Source organism: Streptomyces griseorubiginosus, assembly GCF_017614965.1.
In the GTDB taxonomy this organism is placed as follows: domain Bacteria; phylum Actinomycetota; class Actinomycetes; order Streptomycetales; family Streptomycetaceae; genus Streptomyces; species Streptomyces griseorubiginosus_B.
On sequence record NZ_WVUG01000160.1, the window covers coordinates 1 to 19,398 of the forward strand.

At 70.6% G+C, this 19,398-nt stretch carries 21 protein-coding genes; 6 read left to right on the forward strand and 15 right to left on the reverse strand.

Annotated elements, in window-relative coordinates; genetic code table 11:
* From GRC12_RS26570 to GRC12_RS26595, 6 genes are all read right to left on the reverse strand, one after another.
* Positions 1 to 349, reverse strand: a 349-nt coding sequence (locus GRC12_RS26570) for a hypothetical protein (RefSeq protein ID WP_208781885.1), incomplete at its 3' end; no start/stop codon positions are given.
* A gap of 390 nt (positions 350 to 739) precedes the next feature.
* Entirely contained in the window at positions 740 to 1,951 is a 1,212-nt protein-coding gene (gene cbiE, locus GRC12_RS26575; RefSeq protein WP_208781886.1) for a precorrin-6y C5,15-methyltransferase (decarboxylating) subunit CbiE, read from the reverse strand.
* A 68-nt stretch (positions 1,952 to 2,019) separates the two neighbouring features.
* Positions 2,020 to 2,658 carry a GNAT family N-acetyltransferase gene (locus tag GRC12_RS26580; protein ID WP_208781887.1) on the reverse strand — a complete coding sequence of 213 codons (639 nt, stop codon included), beginning with the start codon at positions 2,656 to 2,658 and terminating at the stop codon, positions 2,020 to 2,022.
* 162 nt (positions 2,659 to 2,820) lie between these two features.
* Positions 2,821 to 3,657: a MetQ/NlpA family ABC transporter substrate-binding protein gene (locus GRC12_RS26585; protein WP_208781888.1), complete on the reverse strand. Its 837-nt coding sequence runs from the start codon at positions 3,655 to 3,657 to the stop codon at positions 2,821 to 2,823.
* Between the two features lie 77 nt (positions 3,658 to 3,734).
* Positions 3,735 to 4,472 (reverse strand): methionine ABC transporter permease, encoded by a 738-nt coding sequence (locus GRC12_RS26590; protein ID WP_208781889.1) that lies wholly within the window; start codon positions 4,470 to 4,472, stop codon positions 3,735 to 3,737.
* The gene (locus tag GRC12_RS26595; RefSeq protein ID WP_208781890.1) at positions 4,469 to 5,500 is read right to left on the reverse strand and encodes a methionine ABC transporter ATP-binding protein; all 1,032 of its coding nucleotides are present in this window, start codon (positions 5,498 to 5,500) and stop codon (positions 4,469 to 4,471) included. The genes GRC12_RS26590 and GRC12_RS26595 overlap by 4 nt, the downstream gene beginning before the upstream one ends.
* Before the next feature lie 362 nt (positions 5,501 to 5,862).
* On the opposite strand from GRC12_RS26595, the gene GRC12_RS26600 reads away from it, so the two are divergent.
* Together GRC12_RS26600 and GRC12_RS26605 are read left to right on the forward strand one after the other, a co-directional pair.
* Positions 5,863 to 6,222, forward strand: coding sequence for a hypothetical protein (locus GRC12_RS26600; RefSeq protein WP_208781891.1), 360 nt, complete (start codon positions 5,863 to 5,865; stop codon positions 6,220 to 6,222).
* Positions 6,203 to 6,646, forward strand: a complete 444-nt coding sequence (locus tag GRC12_RS26605) for a hypothetical protein (RefSeq protein WP_244373810.1) — start codon at positions 6,203 to 6,205, stop codon at positions 6,644 to 6,646. Before GRC12_RS26600 ends, GRC12_RS26605 begins: the two co-directional genes overlap by 20 nt.
* Here GRC12_RS26605 and GRC12_RS26610 read toward each other — a convergent pair.
* The 3 genes from GRC12_RS26610 to GRC12_RS26620 all read right to left on the reverse strand — a co-directional run bounded on the left by GRC12_RS26610 (position 6,636) and on the right by GRC12_RS26620 (position 8,925).
* Complete coding sequence (locus GRC12_RS26610; RefSeq protein WP_208781892.1) at positions 6,636 to 7,133, reverse strand: GNAT family N-acetyltransferase; 498 nt, start codon at positions 7,131 to 7,133, stop codon at positions 6,636 to 6,638. The genes GRC12_RS26605 and GRC12_RS26610 overlap by 11 nt on opposite strands.
* 58 nt (positions 7,134 to 7,191) lie before the next feature.
* Positions 7,192 to 7,686: an RNA polymerase sigma factor gene (locus GRC12_RS26615; protein WP_208781893.1), complete on the reverse strand. Its 495-nt coding sequence runs from the start codon at positions 7,684 to 7,686 to the stop codon at positions 7,192 to 7,194.
* Positions 7,687 to 7,761: 75 nt separating this feature from the next.
* Entirely contained in the window at positions 7,762 to 8,925 is a 1,164-nt protein-coding gene (locus tag GRC12_RS26620; RefSeq protein WP_208781894.1) for a glycerophosphodiester phosphodiesterase, read from the reverse strand.
* Positions 8,926 to 9,255: 330 nt separating this feature from the next.
* Here GRC12_RS26620 and GRC12_RS26625 point away from each other — a divergent pair, with 330 nt between their 5' ends.
* Entirely contained in the window at positions 9,256 to 9,927 is a 672-nt protein-coding gene (locus GRC12_RS26625; RefSeq protein WP_133045042.1) for a lysophospholipid acyltransferase family protein, read from the forward strand.
* Positions 9,928 to 10,022: 95 nt separating this feature from the next.
* Here GRC12_RS26625 and GRC12_RS26630 read toward each other — a convergent pair whose 3' ends face one another.
* The 4 genes from GRC12_RS26630 to argH form a co-directional block, all read right to left on the reverse strand.
* Entirely contained in the window at positions 10,023 to 11,546 is a 1,524-nt protein-coding gene (locus tag GRC12_RS26630) for an MFS transporter (RefSeq protein ID WP_208781895.1), read from the reverse strand.
* Positions 11,543 to 12,094, reverse strand: coding sequence for a TetR/AcrR family transcriptional regulator (locus tag GRC12_RS26635; RefSeq protein ID WP_208781896.1), 552 nt, complete (start codon positions 12,092 to 12,094; stop codon positions 11,543 to 11,545). The genes GRC12_RS26630 and GRC12_RS26635 overlap by 4 nt, the downstream gene beginning before the upstream one ends.
* Positions 12,095 to 12,178: 84 nt before the next feature.
* The gene (locus tag GRC12_RS26640) at positions 12,179 to 13,150 is read right to left on the reverse strand and encodes an aldo/keto reductase (protein ID WP_208781897.1); all 972 of its coding nucleotides are present in this window, start codon (positions 13,148 to 13,150) and stop codon (positions 12,179 to 12,181) included.
* 128 nt (positions 13,151 to 13,278) lie between these two features.
* Positions 13,279 to 14,703: an argininosuccinate lyase gene (argH, locus tag GRC12_RS26645; protein ID WP_208781898.1), complete on the reverse strand. Its 1,425-nt coding sequence runs from the start codon at positions 14,701 to 14,703 to the stop codon at positions 13,279 to 13,281.
* Between the two features lie 235 nt (positions 14,704 to 14,938).
* Here argH and GRC12_RS26650 point away from each other — a divergent pair, with 235 nt between their 5' ends.
* The 3 genes from GRC12_RS26650 to GRC12_RS26660 all read left to right on the forward strand — a co-directional run bounded on the left by GRC12_RS26650 (position 14,939) and on the right by GRC12_RS26660 (position 17,245).
* Entirely contained in the window at positions 14,939 to 15,829 is an 891-nt protein-coding gene (locus tag GRC12_RS26650) for a hypothetical protein (protein ID WP_208781899.1), read from the forward strand.
* A gap of 120 nt (positions 15,830 to 15,949) precedes the next feature.
* The gene (locus tag GRC12_RS26655; protein WP_208781900.1) at positions 15,950 to 16,537 is read left to right on the forward strand and encodes a pyridoxamine 5'-phosphate oxidase family protein; all 588 of its coding nucleotides are present in this window, start codon (positions 15,950 to 15,952) and stop codon (positions 16,535 to 16,537) included.
* Between the two features lie 3 nt (positions 16,538 to 16,540).
* Positions 16,541 to 17,245 (forward strand): L,D-transpeptidase family protein, encoded by a 705-nt coding sequence (locus GRC12_RS26660; protein WP_208781901.1) that lies wholly within the window; start codon positions 16,541 to 16,543, stop codon positions 17,243 to 17,245.
* On the opposite strand, the gene GRC12_RS26665 is transcribed toward GRC12_RS26660, so the two are convergent.
* Together GRC12_RS26665 and GRC12_RS26670 are read right to left on the reverse strand one after the other, a co-directional pair.
* Entirely contained in the window at positions 17,232 to 18,689 is a 1,458-nt protein-coding gene (locus GRC12_RS26665; RefSeq protein WP_208781902.1) for a sensor histidine kinase, read from the reverse strand. The genes GRC12_RS26660 and GRC12_RS26665 overlap by 14 nt on opposite strands.
* Positions 18,686 to 19,398 (reverse strand): response regulator transcription factor (locus GRC12_RS26670; RefSeq protein WP_244373811.1); only part of this gene is annotated, 713 nt, incomplete at its 5' end. The genes GRC12_RS26670 and GRC12_RS26665, both read right to left, overlap by 4 nt.

The window sequence follows — 19,398 nt, forward strand, 5'->3', positions numbered from 1 at the left end:
GGTGCAGCGGGCGGCGCGGGGTGATCGGCGGGATCGGCACGGACGGGGCCGCGGGCGCCGGGGCCGGGTCGGGCAGGCGGACGCCGCCGAGGTCGACCGAGCCGCTGTCGCGGCCCGCCGTCTCGTGCGGGCCCGGCTCGTGCACGGTCTCCACGACCGGCTCGGGCGCGGGCGGGGCGACCTCGTTGCCCCAGGGGCTCTGCGCGCCCGGCAGCAGCAACAGGTCTTCGTCCTCGGCGGTGGTCTCGGAGAGGTAGGTGTACGCACCGTGCGCGGGAACGCCCGGCTGTTCCACCATGCCTGAGTTCTCCGGCAGTCCCTCGCCCGGGACCTGGCCGGTGTCGGTCATGCGTACCCCTCGCCCATCGGTTAGTGCTTCTCGGTCCAGCCACCGGGAACGGCGCACCGACCGCCCCCGCAGTGAAGAACGAGCGTGCGTGCCCAGCGGCACGAACGACCCGCCCGTAAAAGGCGACAAAGCCATTCAGTGGCATTGTCCCGGTCGTCCCGCCGTCGCGACACCTTGATCCGCGACGGTCCGCTGTGGACTGCGCCACGTTGCGCGCCCTCCGGTTTCGGCGTACCACACCCACCCCAAAAGGGGCGCGTTTTCCGGACATTGGCGAACGAAACGCCGGGCCACCCGGTGCGGTACAACGGTCGGCCAGCCTACCGCGAGCGGTACGACGAGCGGATCACCGGGAGGGAAGAAAACAGGATCACTGGGACGGCAACGGAATCACGGGGTGCGCTCCGGGAGCGCGCCGCTGAGCAGGAACGCGACGCTCCGCTCCCTCTCCGTCCAGGCCCTGGTGTCGAGTTCGACGGACTGCAGCAGGGCGCACTCGACCCGGTAGCCGTGCTCGGTGAGGTCCCGGCCGATGACTTCGGCCTCGTCTCGGGTGGCGGCGTGGGTGACGACGCGCTGTGGCCGTCGGTCGGCGACCGCGGAGACGACGGCCGCTCCCCCGCCGCCGACGCGCACGACGTCGGGCTCGGGGAGGTTCTCCAGCACGTGCGGGGCGGTGCCGTGCACGACCTGGAGCTGGAGTCCGAAGGCGCGCGCGTTGGCATCGGTCCGTTCGCAGGCGCGCGGGTCGTGGTCGACGGCGATGACGGCGGCCCCGGCGCGGGCGGCCTCGGTGGCGAACGCGCCGCTGCCGCAGCCGATGTCCCACACCAGGTCGCCGACGCGCGGGCCGAGCCGGGCGAGTTGGGCGGCGCGCAGCGGTTCCAGTTCGCCCTCGCCCATGAGACCGCCGTAGGCCTCGGCGGGCAGCGTCCAGCCGCGGGGGGCGGCGGCGGGGTCCCGGCCGGCGATCCAGCCGCCGCCGTCCGCGGCGCCGGCGGTGCCGCCGACGACGATGACGACGTTCGGGTCGCGCCAGGTGTGGTCGGCGGCCTTGTCGGAGGTGACGACGGTGACCTGTTCGCGTTCGGTGCCGAGTTCCTCGCAGATGACGAAGGTGCGGTGCACACCCTCCAGGAGCAGGCCGAGTTCGGCGGGGCCGGCGCCGGGTGAGGTGAGGACGGCGACCTTGGTGTGGGCGCGGCACACGTTCACCGCGCGTCGCAGGGTGCGGCGATGGGCGACGACCACGTGTGCGTCGTCCCAGGGCATGCCGGCGCGGGCGAAGGCGGCGGCGACGGAGGAGACGGCGGGGACGACCTCGACCTCGAGGCCGAACTCGGGTGCGCGCAGCGTCCGTACGACGCCGAAGAAGCCGGGGTCGCCGTCCGCGATGACGACCGCGGTGCCGCGGTGGCGGGCGACGCGGCGGGCGGCGAGGGCGACGCTGCCGAGCCGGATGCGCTCGGCGTGGGGCGGTACCTCGGGCAGCGCCAGATGGTGGGCGGCGCCGGCCACCAGGGTCGCGGCGCCCAGGGCGGAGCGTGCCGCGGCGGTCAGCGGCGATCCGTCCCACCCGATCACCGTGACGCGGTCGGCCATAGTCGTCGGTCTCCAGGGGATTTACGCAGGTCGGGCTCCGTGAGGGTACCTCTCGGTGCCCCCAGGGTTCAGTTCCAGTCGGTGAAGGAGGTGAAACCACCGGTGTCGGCCAGTTGTTCGCTGACTCCGGCGAGGTCCTCCGGCAGGAGGCTCCAGACGATGACGTCGGTGCGTACGTCGGCCCACTCGCCGTCGCCGGTCCTGGCACGGGCTATCCAGGCGTTGCGCAGGATGCCCTCGCTGATGCAGCCGATCTTCTGGGCCACCTGCTGGGAGGCGGTGTTGTCGGCGGCGGTGCGCAACTCCAGGCGCTCGAACTTCTGGTCCTGGAAGAGCCACTGGGCGGTGACGAGCGCCGCTTCCGAGGCGTAGCCCTCGCCACGGGCCCAGGGGGCGATGACGTAGGCGATCTCGCTGGAGCGGACGCGCCAGTCCGTGTTCTGGAGGTGCACGATGCCGACGAGGCGCTGGGTGAGGAACTCCGTCACCGCGAAGACGATGCCGCGGCCCTCGGTCCGTTCGGCCGGGGCGAGTTGGGTGGCCCAGCGGCGGGCGTCGGCCTCGGTGTAGGGGTGCGGGACGGAGGTCCAGGCGATGACCTGCTCGTCGTTCATCATCTCGACCAGCGCGGACGTGTCGTCCTCGTCGAATGGACGCAGCACCAACCGCTCCGTGCTGATGGAGATGTTGGGGAAGGTGCTCGCCATGCGCCGCTCCGTAACCTATGGAAAATGTTCAGGACCTGCTGAACTGCCCAGCATGCAGCATGGCCCCCCGGAACCGCACCACGGGGTCCACCGCACGTAAGCGAGTGGACCCCGTGCGTGCCGATACGCCGTATACGTGCCGTCGGCAGAGAACGCCCCGGCTCAGAAGGACGGGATGACCGAGCCCTGGTACTTGTCCTCGATGAACTTCTTCACCTCGGGCGAGGTGAGCAGCTTGGCGAGCTTCTTCACGCGCGGGTCCTTCTCGTTGCCCTTCTTCACCGCGAGGAAGTTGCCGTACGGGCTGTTCTTCGCGGACTCCAGGACGAGCGCGTCCTTGGCGGGCTTGATGCCCGCGGAGATGGCGTAGTTGCCGTTGACTACGGCGGCGTCGACATCGTCCAGGGAGCGCGCGGTCTGGGCCGCCTCGACCTCCTTGAACTTCAGGTTCTTGGGGTTCTTGGCGATGTCCTGCGGGGTCGCCTCGTTGGCGGCGCCGTCCTTGAGGGTGATGAGCCCGTTCGCGGCGAGCAGCTTGAGGGCGCGGGCCTCGTTCACCGCGTCGTTCGGGACGGCGATCGTCGCGCCGCTCTTGAGGGCGTCGGCCTTCTTGATCTTGTGGGAGTAGAGGCCGAGCGGCTCCAGGTGCACCGTGACGACGGGCACGATGTGGGTGCCGCGCTTGGCGTTGAAGTCGTCGAGGTAGGGCTGGTTCTGGAAGTAGTTGGCGTCGACCGAGCCGTCCTCGGTGGCGGTGTTCGGGACGATGTAGTCCTGGAACTCCTTGACCTCCAGGTCGAGTCCGGCCTTCTTCGCCAGGTTGTCCTTCACGTAGTTCAGGATCTCGGCGTGCGGGGTGGGGCTCGCGGCGACGACCAGCGGTCCGCTGTGGTCGGAGGAGCTCGATGCCGAGTCCGAGCCCGAGCCGCAGGCGGTGAGCCCGAAGGTGAGGGCTCCGGCGGCGAGGACGGCGGTGCTGAGCTTTGCGGTGTTACGCACGAAAAGTGCCTTTCCTTTTGGGTGCAGCGACCCCGCGGTCGGTGGTGCGGGGAGTCTGAGAGGGGCGCCTGTGGCGCCTACGCGACCTTGCCGACGTCGGCCGCGGCCGGCTCCTCGCCCTTCAGCAGCCGCAGTTTCGGCGCGGGTCCGGAGCGTCCGCCCCGGGAGTGCAGCGAGCGGGCCGCGAAGTCGCCGGCGAACTGGATGACGGAGATGACCACGGCGAGGATCGCCACGGTGATCCACATCAGCTCGGTCTCGAAGCGCTGGTAGCCGTAGCGGATGGCGATGTCGCCGAGTCCGCCGGCGCCGACCGTGCCGGCCATGGCGGAGTAGCCGATGAGGGCGACGATCGTGGTGGTGGTGCTGGCGATCAGCGAGGGCAGGGCCTCCGGTACGAGGACCTTGCGGACGATCGTCCAGGTGTTGCCGCCCATCGACTGCACGGCCTCGACGAGCCCGCCGTCCACTTCGCGGACAGCCGTCTCGACCAGGCGGGCGAAGAACGGGATGGCGCCGATGGCCAGCGGCACGATGGCGGCCTCGCGGCCGATGGTCGTGCCGGTGATCCAGCGGGTGAAGGTCATCAGCGCGACCATGAGGATGATGAACGGCATCGAGCGGGCGATGTTCACGACCTGTCCGATGACCTTGTTGGCCAGGACGTTCTGCAGCAGTCCGCCCCGGTCGGTGAGGACGAGCAGGATGCCGAGCGGAAGTCCGCCGACGACGGCGATCAGGGTGGACCAGCCGACCATGTAGAGCGTGTCCCAACACGCCTGGGACAGCAGGGGCTGCATCTCGGACCAGGTCACTCGGCACCTTCCTTCACCAGCTGGGGCGCGCCCACGACGTCGATCTGCAGGCCCTGTTCGCGCAGGAAGCCGATCGGGACGACGTTGTCCTCGTAGCGGCCGGGCAGTTCGATGCGCATCCGGCCGACCTGGAGGCCGCCGACGGTGTCGATGGCGGCGCCGAGGATCGATATGTCGATGTTGTAGGTGCGCGAGAGCTGGGAAATGACGGGCTGCGTGGCGGCCTCGCCCTGGAAGGTGACGTCGACGACCGTGCGGTCCTCACCGGTGGCGTCGCCGCCGACCGGGAAGAGCGCGGAGGCCAGCTGGGAGCCGGGGGTGGCGAGCAGTTCGCCGACCGTGCCGGACTCGACGATGCGGCCGTTCTCCATCAGCGCGGCCGAGTCGCAGACCGACTTCACGACGTCCATCTCGTGGGTGATGAGCAGGACGGTGAGGCCGAGCTGCCGGTTGAGGTCGCGCAGCAGCTGGAGGATGGAGCGGGTGGTCTCCGGGTCGAGGGCGCTGGTGGCCTCGTCGGACAGCAGCACCTTGGGGTCGCCGGCCAGGGCGCGGGCGATGCCGACGCGCTGCTTCTGACCGCCGGAGAGCTGGGCGGGGTAGGCGCTCGCCTTGTCGGCGAGGCCGACGAGGTCCAGTAGTTCCAGCGCCTTGCGGGACCGTTCCTTCCCTGACTTGCCGAGGATCTCCAGGGGCAGTTCGACGTTGTCCTGGACGGTGCGCGAGGAGAGCAGGTTGAAGTGCTGGAAGACCATGCCGATACGGCTGCGCGCCCGCCGCAGCTCCCTGCCGGCCCGGGGACCGCGTCCCGCGAGGGCGGTGAGGTCCTGACCGGCGACGGTGACCGTGCCGGAGGTGGGGCGTTCCAGCAGGTTGACGCAGCGGATGAGGGAGGACTTGCCGGCGCCGGACTGGCCGATGACGCCGTACACCTCGCCTTCGCGGACATGCAGGTCGACGCCGTCCAGGGCGGTGACCTCACGGCCGCGCGAGCGGTAGACCTTGGTCAGGCCTGAAGTCGTGATCACTGGGGTTTTCCGTCACTGTCGAGTACGCGGGCGTGGGTGTGCCCGGGTACGGGAGGAAAGTCGTGCGCGGGGCGGGTCGGTCACACGCGTCGCTCAGGACGCGGGGACATGCCGCGGCGGCTCGCTTCGGGGCGCGAGTCTCGGGGTGGTGCGGGGGCCCTCTAGAAGGCGCACATTCGACACAGACAACGAGCACCGGGCGTCATGGTCGCCTCGGTCGCAAGGGTGCGGCAGCTCGTCGTGGTCATGCGATCAGTAAAGCAGACGTATGGGAGCGGCCAAGAACGCGCTGTCCACATGGCGGACAGTGCTGGACAGGGGTCGGCGGCGCCGGACCATTTCCGCCGTAATAAGGTCACGACATGCTCACCGTCCTGACCCTGGTGACCGGGGTCGCCGCGCTGCTGCTCGCCGCCTGGTGCGGCTGGGCCGCGTATCGGGACCAGCCGACCAAGGACTGGCACTTCATCGGCATGGCCGTGGTGTCGCTGCTGGCCGTGGTGCAGCTGGTGGTCGGGGTCGTGCTGCTGGCGCGCGGCGAGAAGCCGGAGCAGGGGACGACGATCTTCGTGGCGTATCTGCTGGGCGCCTTCGCGTGCGTGCCGGCGGCGGGCTTCATGTCGCTCGCGGAGCGCACCCGCTGGGGTTCGGTGACGGTGGCCGCCGGCGGTGTGGTGCTGGCCGTGCTCGAGGTGCGGCTCTATGACATCTGGGGAGGCTGAGGTGGCCGTGACGGAGGAGAAGCCGACCAGGACACGGTTGATCAGCGGGCCGGGCATGCTGCTCGTCTGGTTCTACGGCGTGATGGTCGTCGGTGCGGTCTCGCGCTCCGTCTACCAGATCGCGACCGAGTTCGACCGGGCCCCGCTCGCCTACGCGCTGTCCGCCGTGGCCGGTGTCGTCTACGGCTTCATCACGTACACGCTGGTGCGCGGCGGGGAGACGGCCCGCAAGGCGGCGCAGATCTGCTGCGCCGCCGAACTCGCGGGCGTGCTGATCGTCGGCACCTGGACGCTGGTCGACAAGTCGGCCTTCCCGGACGCGACGGTGTGGTCGGACTACGGCATGGGGTACGTGTTCATCCCGGTGCTGCTGCCGATCTCGGCGCTGTACTGGCTGCGCAGGAACCGCGCCGTCACGCCGTAGTGACGTAGGCCTCGGCCGGCTTCTCCAGGACGATCATCGGTACGCCGTCGGCGCCCTGGGAGGTGCCGACCGTCTCGTAGCCGACGCGGCGGTACAGGCGGAGGTTGCCCTCGCTGCGGTGGCCGGTGTGCAGCCGGAACCGCTTGGCCCCGCGCTCCTCCACCAGGGCCGTCTCGGCGGCGCGCAGCAGCCGCGCGCCGATGCCGTGGCCCTGCAGACGGGGGTGGACGCAGAGCTTGCCGATGGAGGCGGAGCCGTCCTCGGTGACGTGGCCGCGCACCGAGCCGACCACCTCCTCGCCGAGGCGCGCGACGAAGACGCAGTCGGAGGCCACCTCCTGGCGGACCGAGTCCAGACTCTGGACGAGGGGGTCGATGCGGTAGTTGCCGTACAGCGCCGCCTCGCTCTGGAAGCACAGGTACTGCAGCCTGAAGATCTGCTCCGCGTCCTGCTCGGTCGCCACCGAGATGGTCACGCTCATGCCCATGTGCGCACGCCTCCCGCTCACCTGATCGCCACGTTGTCCCTCACTCCTATCCCCGCGCTCAGCGGGCCGCAACCTCCGATGTGAGCAAACGGCGAAGACATCCCAGACATCTGGAGCGTTCCGGGCCGAGACTTCCTTGTGAGATACCCAACTCCCCCGCGATTTCCCGGTATGTCAGGTCCTTCGGCGAGAGCAGCGCCTCCAGCAGCCGGGGACAGCGCCCCGGGAGGCGGCGGACCGCGTCCCTGAGGGCCCGCGCGTGGGCGGCGGCGAGGGCGAGGTGCTCGGGGTCACGGCCGGTGTCGTCCACGGGCTCGTCGGCGTACGGCCGCTCGCGACGGTTCGTGCGGCGGCTGCGGCGCGCCTCGGAGCGGACGGCCCGGCGCAGCCAGCCGTGCGGGTCGCGGGGCGGCCCGGCGGAGTCGAGGCGCTCCAGCAGCCGGAGCCAGACCGCCTGTTCCAGGTCGGCGGGTTCCGTACCGGAGGCATGTGCCTCGGCCGAGGCCTCGGCGGTGAGCAGGGGGCGCAGGGTGGCGACGAGATCGTGCGTCATATGCGGCACGACGCGGCCGCCCGGGCGGTGGGTTGCCCGGGCGGCCGGCTGTTCACCCCAACCGGGGCCGGACGCTCATCCGTTGACGAAGTCGGCGCGGGCCAGCACGCCCGTGTCGGCGTTGTCGGTGAAGACGCCGTCGATGCCGGTGGCGAAGTATGCCTTGAAGGCGCCGAAGGGATCGCCGTAGCCGTCGGCGGCCGTGCCCTTGCGGAACTCCGCGGGCAGGAAGGGGTTCTCGTTGCGCATCGTGTAGGGGTGCAGGATCAGGCCGACCTTGTGCGCGTCGGAGACCAGGGTGGTCGGCTTGTCGAGGCTGCCGTCCGCCTTCTTGGTGATGATCAGGTCGAGGGTCGGGCCGAGGCCCTGCGCGTAGCCGGCGATCTCCCGGAGGCCCTTGGGGGTGATCAGGTCGGCGACGGTGCGCGGGTCACCGGCCTCGACGAAGTCCCAGGGGCGGGTGCCCGCCCCGGAGAGCAGGACGACCAGGGGGTTGTCGACCAGCGTGTTCAGCCGCTGGATGCTGCTCGGCTCGAAGGACTGCAGGATGACCGGCGAGTTCCGCTTGTCCTTGCCGTACTTGTGCAGGAGCTTGGCGACGCGCTCCTCCAGGCCGAGGCCCAGCTTGCGGAAGTAGGTGGGGTGCTTGGTCTCGGGGTAGATCCAGACCTGCTTGCCGCGCTTGCGGGTCTGCTCGTCCTGCCACTTCAGGACTTCCTCGAAGGTGGGGATCTCCCAGCGGCCGTTGTAGAGGGTGTTGTGCGGGCGGTTGGCCGGGATGCGCTCGATCGCGCGCAGCGTCTTCAGCTCGGCGAGCGTGAAGTCCTCGGTGAACCAGCCGGTCGTGGAGACCCCGTCGAGGACCTTGGTGGTCTTGCGGTCGGCGAACTCGGGGTGGTCGGCGACGTTCGTCGTCCCGCCGATCTCCGGCTCGTGCCGGCACACCAGATGACCGTCCTTGGTGGGCACCAGGTCGCCGGCCTCGACGATGTCGGCGCCCAGGTCGAGGGCGAGGTTGTAGGAGCCGAAGGTGTGCTCGGGCCGGTAGCCGCTGGCGCCGCGGTGACCGATGATCGTCGGCTTCGGCAGGCTCCTCAGCCCGCCGCCGGTGTGTCCCGCTCCCGCCGCTCTCGCCGTGCCGGACAGGCCCAGTACGGCTCCGCCCGCTCCCAGCACCGCCGCGCCGAGGAGCGCGCGCCGCCCGGTGCCGCCTGTCTGCTCGTTCTCCTGCGTTCCCATGAGCGCCTCCCCTGGCGTCGGCCCGTCGTCTGTGTCCGGCGCGATGGTAGGTGGGTCGACATGACGCGAGGGAGGCCTGAACCGGAACAGGCGGGTGACTCGGAATGTCGTAAGCCATAAGGCAGGACGCGTCTGAACGGGGCGACTTCCGTCACACGGTTCCGGGCCGGTTACGGGCCGGAAACGCGATGTCACCGCAGGTGAACCAACGTCAACAGCGCGTAAGACCTCGGTGAACGCCGTGTCCCCGATGTGCACGACGCCTCGGACCGCGAGTATCGTCCTCACCTGCACAGACTCATAAAGAACCGCTTGACACCGGAGGGCCCGTTGTCCCGCTTCGCGCTCATCAAGGCAGTGCTCGGACCGATCATGCGCCTGATGTTCCGCCCACAGGTGGAGGGCGTGGAGCACATCCCGGGCGACGGCCCGGTCATCCTGGCCGGCAACCACCTCACCTTCATCGACTCGATGATCCTTCCGCTCGTCTGCGACCGGCAGGTGTTCTTCATCGGCAAGGACGAGTACGTCACCGGCAAGACCCTCAAGGGACGGCTGATGGCCTGGTTCTTCACCGGGGTCGGCATGATCCCGGTGGACCGGGACGGCGGTCGCGGCGGCGTGGCCGCGCTGATGACCGGGCGGCGCGTGCTGGAGGAGGGCAAGGTCTTCGGGATCTACCCGGAGGGCACGCGGTCCCCCGACGGGCGCCTGTACCGCGGCCGTACCGGCATCGCGCGCCTCACCCTGATGACGGGTGCGCCCGTCGTTCCGTTCGCGATGATCGGCACGGACAAGTTGCAGCCGGGGGGCGCGGGGATGCCGCGGCCGGGGAAGGTGACCGTTCGTTTCGGTGAGGCGATGGAGTTCTCGCGGTACGACGGCATGGACCGGGACCGGTACGTGCTGCGGGCCGTGACGGATTCCGTGATGGCCGAGGTCATGCGGTTGTCGGGGCAGGAGTATGTGGACATGTATGCGACGAAGGCGAAAGCCGCGTAGGTCTCCGACGGCTCGGCTCAAATTCGAGTGCGGGTCTGTGGGGGCTGGTCGCGCCCACGCGGCGGTAGCCGCACATCGACACAGCCCCGCGCCCCTTAGGGGGCGCTGTCGAGCCGTTGGTTTCGGAGCATGAACCATGCTGCGATCGCCGTTGCCAGCAGCACGATTGCGCCTGCGCCGGCTGCGAGTGACAGGCCGTCCACGAAGGCTTCTCGCGCCGACGACAGCAGTTGCTGAGCACCGGTCGCCGACATGCCCTGCGCCGCTTCCACCGCTCCCCCCAGTGACTCGTGTGCCCCTGGCGGTGTGCCCGGCGGGGACGGGAAGTCTCGGTACACGCCCGTCACGATCGTGCCCAGGATGGCGATGCCCAGGGCCGCGCCCAGTTCGTAGGCCGTTTCCGAGACCGCGGAGGCCGCGCCTGCCTGATCCTTCGGTACGGCGGAGAGGATGACGTCGGCCGTGACCGTGAACGAGAAGCCGGCGCCGACGCCCACCACGAGCAGAGCCGTGCCGAGCAGGGGGTAGCCGGTCGACTCGGTGATCAGGGTCAGGGCCGCCAGGGCCAGGCCCACCGCCGCGAGGCCGCCGGAGACCACCGCGCGGACCGAGAAGCGGCGAGCCGCCCGGCCCGCGACCAGGCCCGCCGCCACTGCGCCGACCGCGGCGGGGAGTTCGGCCAGGCCCGCCTCGAACGGGCGCCTGCCCTGCACCAGTTGCAGGTACTGGGAGAGGAAGAAGACCAGGCCCGACATGCCGAGGATGGTCAGCAGGTCGGCCAGGACCGCGGCGCTGAAGCCGCGGTTGCGGAACAGGCGCATGTCCAGCAGCGGGGTGGCGAGGGTGAGCTGGCGCCGGACGAACCAGGTCAGGGCCGCCGCGCCGAGGGCGCCCGCGGCGAGGGTCGGCCACGTGAAGCCGTGGGTCGCCGCCTCCTTGACCGCGTAGACGACGCCGATCACGCCGATGAGTGACAGGGCGACGCTGGTCAGGTCCCAGGGGCCCGGGCGGGGGTTCCTGGACTCCGGGAGGGTGCGGATGCCGACCAGCACCAGGACCGCCATCACGGGCAGGTTGATCAGGAAGACCGAGCCCCACCAGAAGTGTTCGAGCAGGAAACCGCCGGCGATCGGGCCGACCGCCGTGCCCGCGGAGGCCGTCGCGCCCCAGATGCCGATCGCGAGGCTGCGCTCGCGCGGGTCGTGGAAGAGGTTGCGGATCAGGGCGAGGGTCGCGGGCATGAGCGTCGCGCCCGCGACGCCGAGCAGGGCGCGGGCCAGGATCATCAACTCGGGTGTCGTGGCATAGGCGTTGAGGACGGATATCGCGCCGAACGCCGTGGCGCCACCGAGCAGGATCCGCTTGCGGCCGACGCGGTCGCCGAGGCTGCCCATCGAGACGAGCAGACCGGCGATGACGAACGAGTAGACGTCGCCGATCCAGAGGAGCTGGGTGCCCGTGGGCCTCAGGTCCTCGCTGATGTACGGGGTCGCGAGACCGAGGACGGTCGCGTCGACGGCCACCAGCAGCACGGCGAGCACGAGGACGGACAGCGCGAGCCAGCGGCCCGGGCGCTTCACCGCCTCGGTCGTGGTCGCCGGCTGCAGGGTGCTGGTCATGATTCCTCTCTCCGTAGTGCGCCACCGAGCAACAGCTCGGTGATCATGAAGGTGAAGTCCTTGCGGGCCACCCGGCCCTCCATCACGGCCCAGGCGCCGGAGGCCAGCAGGCCGTAGAGCGCCTCGGTGAGCCAGGCGGGGGTGAGGTCGATGCGGAAGGCACCGCTTTCCTGCCCGCGCCGGAACAGCGCGGAGATGCGGTCGTCGATACGGGTCCAGCCGGCGTTCTGCTCCTCCCCCTCGAACAGCTGGTTCTCGGTGTAGAGGAAGGCGAGCAGCGCGGCCGCCGGTTCGATCGCCACGACCATCCGCCGTACGGCGTCGGCCGCCGGGCCCTCGTCCACGCGGGCCGCGTCCAGGGCCGCCTCGCACTCGGCGATCCCGAGCGACTCCAGCGCCCGTACCAGCGCGTCGCGCCCCGCGAAGTGACGGTGCAGGGTGGCGCGGCTGATCCCCGCCGCCCTCGCGACCTCGTCCATCGTCGCGGTGGACTTGCGGGTCAGCAGGGCCGCGGCGGAGCGCAGGACGTGGTCACGGTCGACAGGCATGAGGCAAGTCTAGCCCATATGAGACATTGATGTCTCATTCGCTGCGCGAGTGACTCACACGGGTGAGTCAGGAGTGGTTGCGGGTCAGTGCCAGGGGAGGCTGCCGCGCTTCGCCCAGTACTCCTGCGGCTCCTCGACGAGGGTGGCGAGGCGGGTCAGCTGGTCCTCGTCGAGGTCGACGACGGCGGCGTGGAGGTTGGAGGCGAGCTGGCCGAGGGTCGCGGCGCCGGAGAGGACGACGCCGGCCCACGGCTGGCGCAGGATCAGGGCGAGGGCGACGGCGTCGCAGCCGAGGGACGTCTCGGCGGCCACCGCCTTGAGGGCGTCCGGTGCGTGCGGTTGTGCGAGACGACCGTTGGCCATGCCCTCCTTGACGATCACCGTCAGGCCGGCGTCGTGCGCCTCGGCGAGGGCGGGGGCGGCCGAGGTCTCGAGGGCGTTGTACGTCGACTGGACGGCACGGAAGAGGGGTTCGCCGTCGACCGTCACGGCGAGGGCGGCGCGGATCGCGTCCGCCTGGGCCGGGCCGCTGGTGGAGAAGCCGACGGTGAGGCCCTGGGCGGCGGCCTCCGCGAGCTTGAAGTGCAGTTCCTTGTCGGTGAGCGCCGGGCTGTCGGGGGTCACCGAGTGGATCTGGTAGAGGTCGAGGTGGTCACCGAGGAGGGCCGCGGTCTCGGCGCGCTGGCGCTCGTAGGTCGCGAGGCTGTGGTCCTTGACCTCGTGCTGTTCGGCGTCCGTGGTCCAGTCGGCGGTGTAGGTGTAGCCCCATTTGCTGCCGATGACCACGTCGTTTCGGCCGGGGTTGTCGTTGAGCCAGTCCGCGAGGAACTCCTCGCTGCGGCCGTAGGAGCGGGCCGCGTCGAAATAGCGGACGCCCTGGGCGTAGGCGGCGTCGAGGAGTTCGTGGGTGCGGGCTCGTAGCGTCTCGACGCTCCGGTTGTCTCCCAGGTCTTCGTCTCGGCCGAGGTTGATGTAGCCGGGGCGACCTACTGCGGCGAGGCCCAGACCGATGTGGCAGGTGGGGGTGGTTGCTGTGGCGAGGCGGGCGAAGGGCATGCCGACAACGTAGCTCGGGATGCCCTTCGCTTCAGCGGGTGGGTTGCGCAGTGTTTCGGCGGGTGCGAGTCCGTCGTGGCTTGTCGCCCGCGCGGCGGCAGCCGCACATCCAACACGGCCCCGCGCCCCTAGCGGCGTTCAGCCCACGCGTGCTGAGCAGCGACGTTCGCCTTCACTTCCGCCAGCTGTACCGCCACCGCGCTCGGGGCCGTGCCGCCCCTGCCGTTGCGGGAGGCCAGGGCGCCCGGGACGTTCAGGACGGACCGCACGTCCGGGGTGAGGTGCGCGGAGATCTTGGCGAACTGGTCGTCCGTCAGGTCGTTCAGTTCCTTGCCCTCGGCCTCGGCGGCCTTGACGCACTCGCCCGCCACCTCGTGCGCCACGCGGAATGGGACGCCCTGCTTGACCAGCCACTCGGCGATGTCGGTGGCGAGGGAGAAGCCGGCCGGGGCCAGTTCCTCCATGCGCTCGCGGTGGACGGTGAGCGTGGCCATCATGCCGGTGAAGGCGGGGAGCAGGACCTCCAGCTGGTCGATGGAGTCGAAGACCGGCTCCTTGTCCTCCTGGAGGTCCCGGTTGTAGGCCAGCGGGAGCGCCTTGAGCGTGGCCATCAGGCCTGTCAGGTTGCCGATCAGGCGGCCGCTCTTGCCCCGGGCCAGCTCGGCGATGTCGGGGTTCTTCTTCTGCGGCATGATCGACGAGCCCGTGGAGAACGCGTCGTGCAAGGTCACGAAGGAGAACTCCTTCGTGTTCCAGATGATGATCTCCTCGGCGATCCGGGAGATGTTCACCCCGATCATCGCGGTGATGAAGGCGAACTCGGCGACGAAGTCGCGGGAGGCCGTGCCGTCGATGGAGTTGCCGACGCTGCCGTGCTCGAAGCCGAGGTCCTTCGCCACCGCCTCGGGGTCCAGGCCGAGGCTGCTGCCCGCGAGGGCGCCGGAGCCGTACGGGGAGACCGCGGTGCGCTCGTCCCACTGGCGCAGCCGCTCGGCGTCCCGGGACAGGGACTGGGCGTGGGCCAGGACGTGATGGGCGAACAGCACCGGCTGGGCGTGCTGGAGGTGGGTGCGGCCGGGCATCGCCACGTCCGGGTGGGCCTCCGCGAGGCCGATCAGCGCGTCCTGGAGCTCGGCGATCAGACCGCCGATCGTGCGGGCGTGGTCCCGCAGGTACATCCGGAAGAGGGTCGCGACCTGGTCGTTGCGGGAGCGGCCCGCGCGCAGCTTGCCGCCGAGCTCGGGACCGACGCGCTCCAGCAGCCCCCGCTCCAGCGCCGTGTGGCAGTCCTCGTCCGCCACCGTGCCCACGAACGAGCCGTCGGCCACGTCGGCCTCCAGCTGGTCGAGGCCGGCGATCATCCGGGTCAGCTCGTCGTCCGTGAGCAGCCCCGCCTTGTGCAGCACGCGCGCGTGGGCACGGGAACCGGCGATGTCGTACGGCGCCAGCCGCCAGTCGAAGTGGACGGACGCGGACAGCTTCGCCAGGGCCTCGGAGGGGCCGTCGGCGAAACGTCCGCCCCAGAGCCGGACGTCACCGCTGTTGCTGCTCACTTGCGTTGCTCCTCGGGGTCGTCGGGGTCAGTCGAAGCGCTCACTGACATGCATGATTATGCAGAGCTCTGCATGATTCGTCAATTCAAGGGGTTGGCCCGCGCCAATCTCAAGTCGACTTGAACATGCGTAACCGCTTTCCCGTACCTCTCGCCGAGCGCAGGCGCCGCGTTTGTAAACCCCAGTCACACACCAGTGACAGAACTGTCACTCCAGACCCCAGTGAGGCATCCGCATGTCCAGGGCTCTTCCGAAGTACAACAAGCGTCGCGTCGCGATCATCGGCGGCGCCGCCGCGGTGGCGCTGTCCGGAGCGGTCATCGCCGGTACCGCCCTCGCCGGGACCCCCTCCAAGAGCAGCAGCGCGAACAACGCCCGGACCCTGGCCGCGTCCCCGGGCACCATCAGCTGCCCGGACGTCGCCTCGAAGCTCCCCGCGATCCCGGCCTCCGCCCAGGCCGAGGTCACCCGGAACCTCACTCTGCTCCAGACCCAGATCGACGAGGCCAACAAGCGCCTGGTCGACACGGTGGGCCAGGGCGGACCGAACTTCGTGAACAACGCCATCCTGGGCCCGCTCAAGGACAAGCGCGTCGCCACGATCAACCGCATCGCCACGGCCATCGGCCGCACGGCCGCCAAGCCCACCGGCCTGGACTCGCTCGCGCCGTGCGCCCTCAACGCGGCCGGCGGCGGCAACGCGAACACCGGCAACGCCAACGCGGGCAACAACGCGAACGCGGGCGGCAAGGCCAACAACGGTGGCAAGGCGAACGCCGGCGGGGCCGCGAACACCAACGCGGGCGGACAGACCGGCACCGGCGCGGCGGGCGTGGGCACCATCAGCTGCCCGGACGTCGCCTCGAAGCTCCCCGCGATCCCGGCCTCCGCCCAGGCCGAGGTCACCCGGAACCTCACCCTGCTGCAGACCCAGATCGACGAGGCCAACAAGCGCCTGCAGACCACCGTCGGCCAGGGCGGACCGAACTTCGTGAACAACGCGATCCTCGGCCCGCTGGCGGACAAGCGGAAGTCGACGATCGACCGCATCGCCATCGCGATCGGTCGCACCTCGACCAAGCCGACCGGCCTGGACTCGCTGGCCGCCTGCACGCTCACCAAGTGACGTGACAGGCGCTGTGGCCGCCCCGATGAAGCGCCGGCCGGGGCGGCCGCGGCGGGATCCGGCACCCGGACCCCGCAATTCCTTAGACAGGCGAAAGGATCGCGTTCATAATCGTCAGGCGTGGGAAAGACTTATGAGCGCATAGACGGCAGGCTGCGTACGTTCATCGAGGCGCAGCCTCTTTTCTTCACCGCGACCGCCCCGCTCTCCGGCGACGGCACGGTCAACCTCTCCCCCAAGGGCCTGACGGGTTCGTTCGCCGTGCTGGACGAACTCACCGTGGCCTACCTGGACTTCGCCGGGTCCAACGCCGAGACCATCGCGCACCTGCGGGAGAACGGGCGGATCACGCTGATGTGGTGCGCGTTCCAGGGACCGCCGAACATCGTGCGGGTGCACGGGCGCGGCGAGCCGGTCTTCCGTGACGACCCGCGGTTCGCTCAACTCCTCACCCATTTCCCGGACATCGACGAGACCCGGCACGGGCTGCGCGCGATCATCGTGGTGCGCGCCGAACTCGTCCGTGACACCTGCGGTTACGCGGTGCCCTTCATGACGTACGACGAGGACCGCGACCTGCACGGCAAGCGGTTCGCGCGCGAGGACGACGCCTCGCTGAACGCCTACTTCACCAAGAAGGAGCACATCGCGACCAGCCTGGATGGCCTACCCGGGCTGCCGTTGCCGCTGCCGCCCTCTACGGTCTGAGCCATGCGAACCTCTGCCGTCGCCGGCGCTCTGGCGTCCGCGTCCCTGCTGGCCCTCGGTGCCGCCGCGCCGAACGCCGTGGCACCGCTTCCCGCGCGCATGGCCGACACCGGGGGCGGTACCCAGCTGATCACCGCCGTGGCCCCCACGAAGAGTTCGACCACCGGCACCCTCACCTGGTGGGACCGCAGGAACGGGCGGTGGGTGAAAGCCGGTTCCGCCTCCGCCCGGTTCGGGGCGAAAGGGCTGGTCGAGGGGGCCTCCCGGAAGCAGAACACGAACACCACGCCCACCGGGCTGTACGACCTTCCGTTCGCCTTCGGGATCAAGGGCGCACCGAGTGGCACCACGTACAAGTACCGCCCGGTGCACGCGAGTTCGTGGTGGTGCGAGGACAACGCGTCGCGCTCCTACAACCGTTGGACCGAACCGCGTCCGTCCGACTGCCGGGCGTCGGAGTCGGAACGGCTCGGCGACTACCCGACGCAGTACGCCTACGCCCTCGTCATCGGGTTCAACTACCAGCAGCCGGTCCGGGGACGCGGAGCCGGCATCTTCCTGCACGTCAACGGGCGCGGGGCGACGGCGGGTTGCGTGTCCGTGCCCGGTGACGCGATGCGGGCGATCCTGCGGTGGGCCGCTCCCGGGAAGAAGCCGCACATCGCCATCGGCACGACGAGCGGGAACACGGCGATCACCCGGTACTGATGCGCACGGTGAACGTCGTCGACCCCGGCCTGCTCTCCAGCTCCACGCTCCCGCCGTGCGCCTCGGTCACCGCCGCCACGATCGACAGGCCCAGCCCCGCTCCACCGCCCGAGGCGTCCGCGCGGCGGCGGTGTTCGGCCCGGGTGAAGCGTTCGAAGACGCCGGGCTGGATGTCCTCGGGGACTCCGGGCCCGTCGTCGTGGACGTGCAGGACGGCGGCGGAGTCCTCGGTCTCCAGGGTCACCGTGACCTTCGTGCCCGCGGGAGTGTGCAGACGCGCGTTGGCCAGGAGGTTGGCCACCACCTGGTGGAGGCGGTGCCTGTCGCCGACGACGGTGACCGGTTCCTCGGGCAGGTCCAGCTCCCAGCGGTGCCCGGGGCCCGACGCACGGGCGTCGGTGACGGCGTCCAGGACCAGCATGGTGAGGTCGACGGGCTGCCGTTCCAGCGGGCGGCCCGCGTCGAGGCGGGCCAGCAGCAGCATCTCGTCGACCATCTCGCCCATCCGGGACGACTCCGCGGCGATGCGTTCCAGGGCGCGGTCGATCTCCGGCGGTACGGGGCCGGGGTGCAGCAGGGCCAGTTCCGCGTGGCCGCGGACCGAGGCGACCGGGGTGCGCAGTTCATGGCTGGCGTCGGCCGCGAAGCTGCGCAGCCGCTCCTCGCTCGCGTGCCGTTTGGTGAGCGCGTCCTCGACATGGCCCAGCATCCGGTTGAAGGCCCCGGCCACCTGGCCCACCTCGCTGCGCGGGTCGGACTCCGGTGCCCGGGGCGGCAGCGCCACCTCGCCGCTGGCGAGCGGGAGTTCGCTGACCCGGGTGGCGGTGGCCGCGACCCGGCTGAGCGGGCGCAGCGACCAGCGGACCCAGAAGGCGCCGACCACGCCGGTGACGGTGAGTGCGGCGCCGAAGACGATCCCCGAGACCAGTTCGAGTCGGTGGACCGCGGCCTCCACCGGCTCCAGCGGCAGTCCGGTGAGCAGTACGTCTCCGTCGGCGCCCTGGGAGGAGACGATCCGGTAGCTGTGCAGGGCGGAGAGGCGGACGGTGTGTCCTCGGCCGTCGGCGGGAATCCCGGTGAGCCGCTTCTTGTCCTGCGCGCTCAGCGGGACGTGCTGGATGCCGTCGGAGCGGACGACCGCGGCGTCGGTGACCGTCCCGCCGACCAGACGGGCGCCCAGGGTGCCCGTGGACTGCCGGCGGGTGTCGCCGTGTTCGTCGCCGTCGTGGTCGTCGGGCAGCACCTTGTGCTCCAGGCTCACGGCGAACCGGTTCCCGGCCTCGGTCAGCTGCTGGTCCAGCCGGCTGAGGAGGAACCCGTTCAGTTCGAACACCGCGGCCACCCCGACCGCGGCGCAGCTGACCGCGAGCAGCACGACCAGGCCGACGGTGAGCCGGGCCCGCAGGGTGCGGGGCCGGGGCAGGCGTCGCCACGGCACCCTCATGACGCCACCGGCTTGAGCACGTACCCGGCGCCGCGCACCGTGTGGATCATCGGCTCGCGGCCGGCGTCCACCTTCTTGCGCAGGTAGGAGATGTACAGCTCGACGACATGGGCGCGGCCGCCGAAGTCGTAGGACCAGACCCGGTCGAGGATCTGCGCCTTGCTGAGGACCCGGCGCGGGTTGCGCATGAGGAAGCGGAGCAGCTCGAACTCGGTGGGCGACAGCTCGATGAGTTCGCCGGCGCGGGTGACCTCGTGGGAGTCCTCGTCCATGACCAGGTCCCCGACCGTGAGACGAGGGCCCTCCTCCAGCTGGCGGGCCATGCCGGCCCGGCGCAGCAGACCGCGGACCCGGGCGACGACCTCCTCCAGACTGAAGGGCTTGGTGACGTAGTCGTCGCCGCCCGCGGTGATGCCGGCGATACGGTCCTCGACCGCGTCCCGGGCGGTCAGGAACAGCACGCAGACGTCCGGTTTCACGGCGTGCAGGGAGCGCAGCACGGCGAAGCCGTCGGTGTCCGGGAGCATCACGTCGAGGACGACCGCGTCCGGCATCAGCTCGCGGGCCTCGGCGAGCGCGGAGGCGCCGTCGCCGGCCGCGCGGACCTGCCAGCCCTCGTAGCGCAGGGCGCCGGAGAGCACCTCGGCGAGATCGGGGTCGTCGTCGACGACGAGGACGCGCAGGGGGGTGCCGTCGGGGCGGGTGAGGG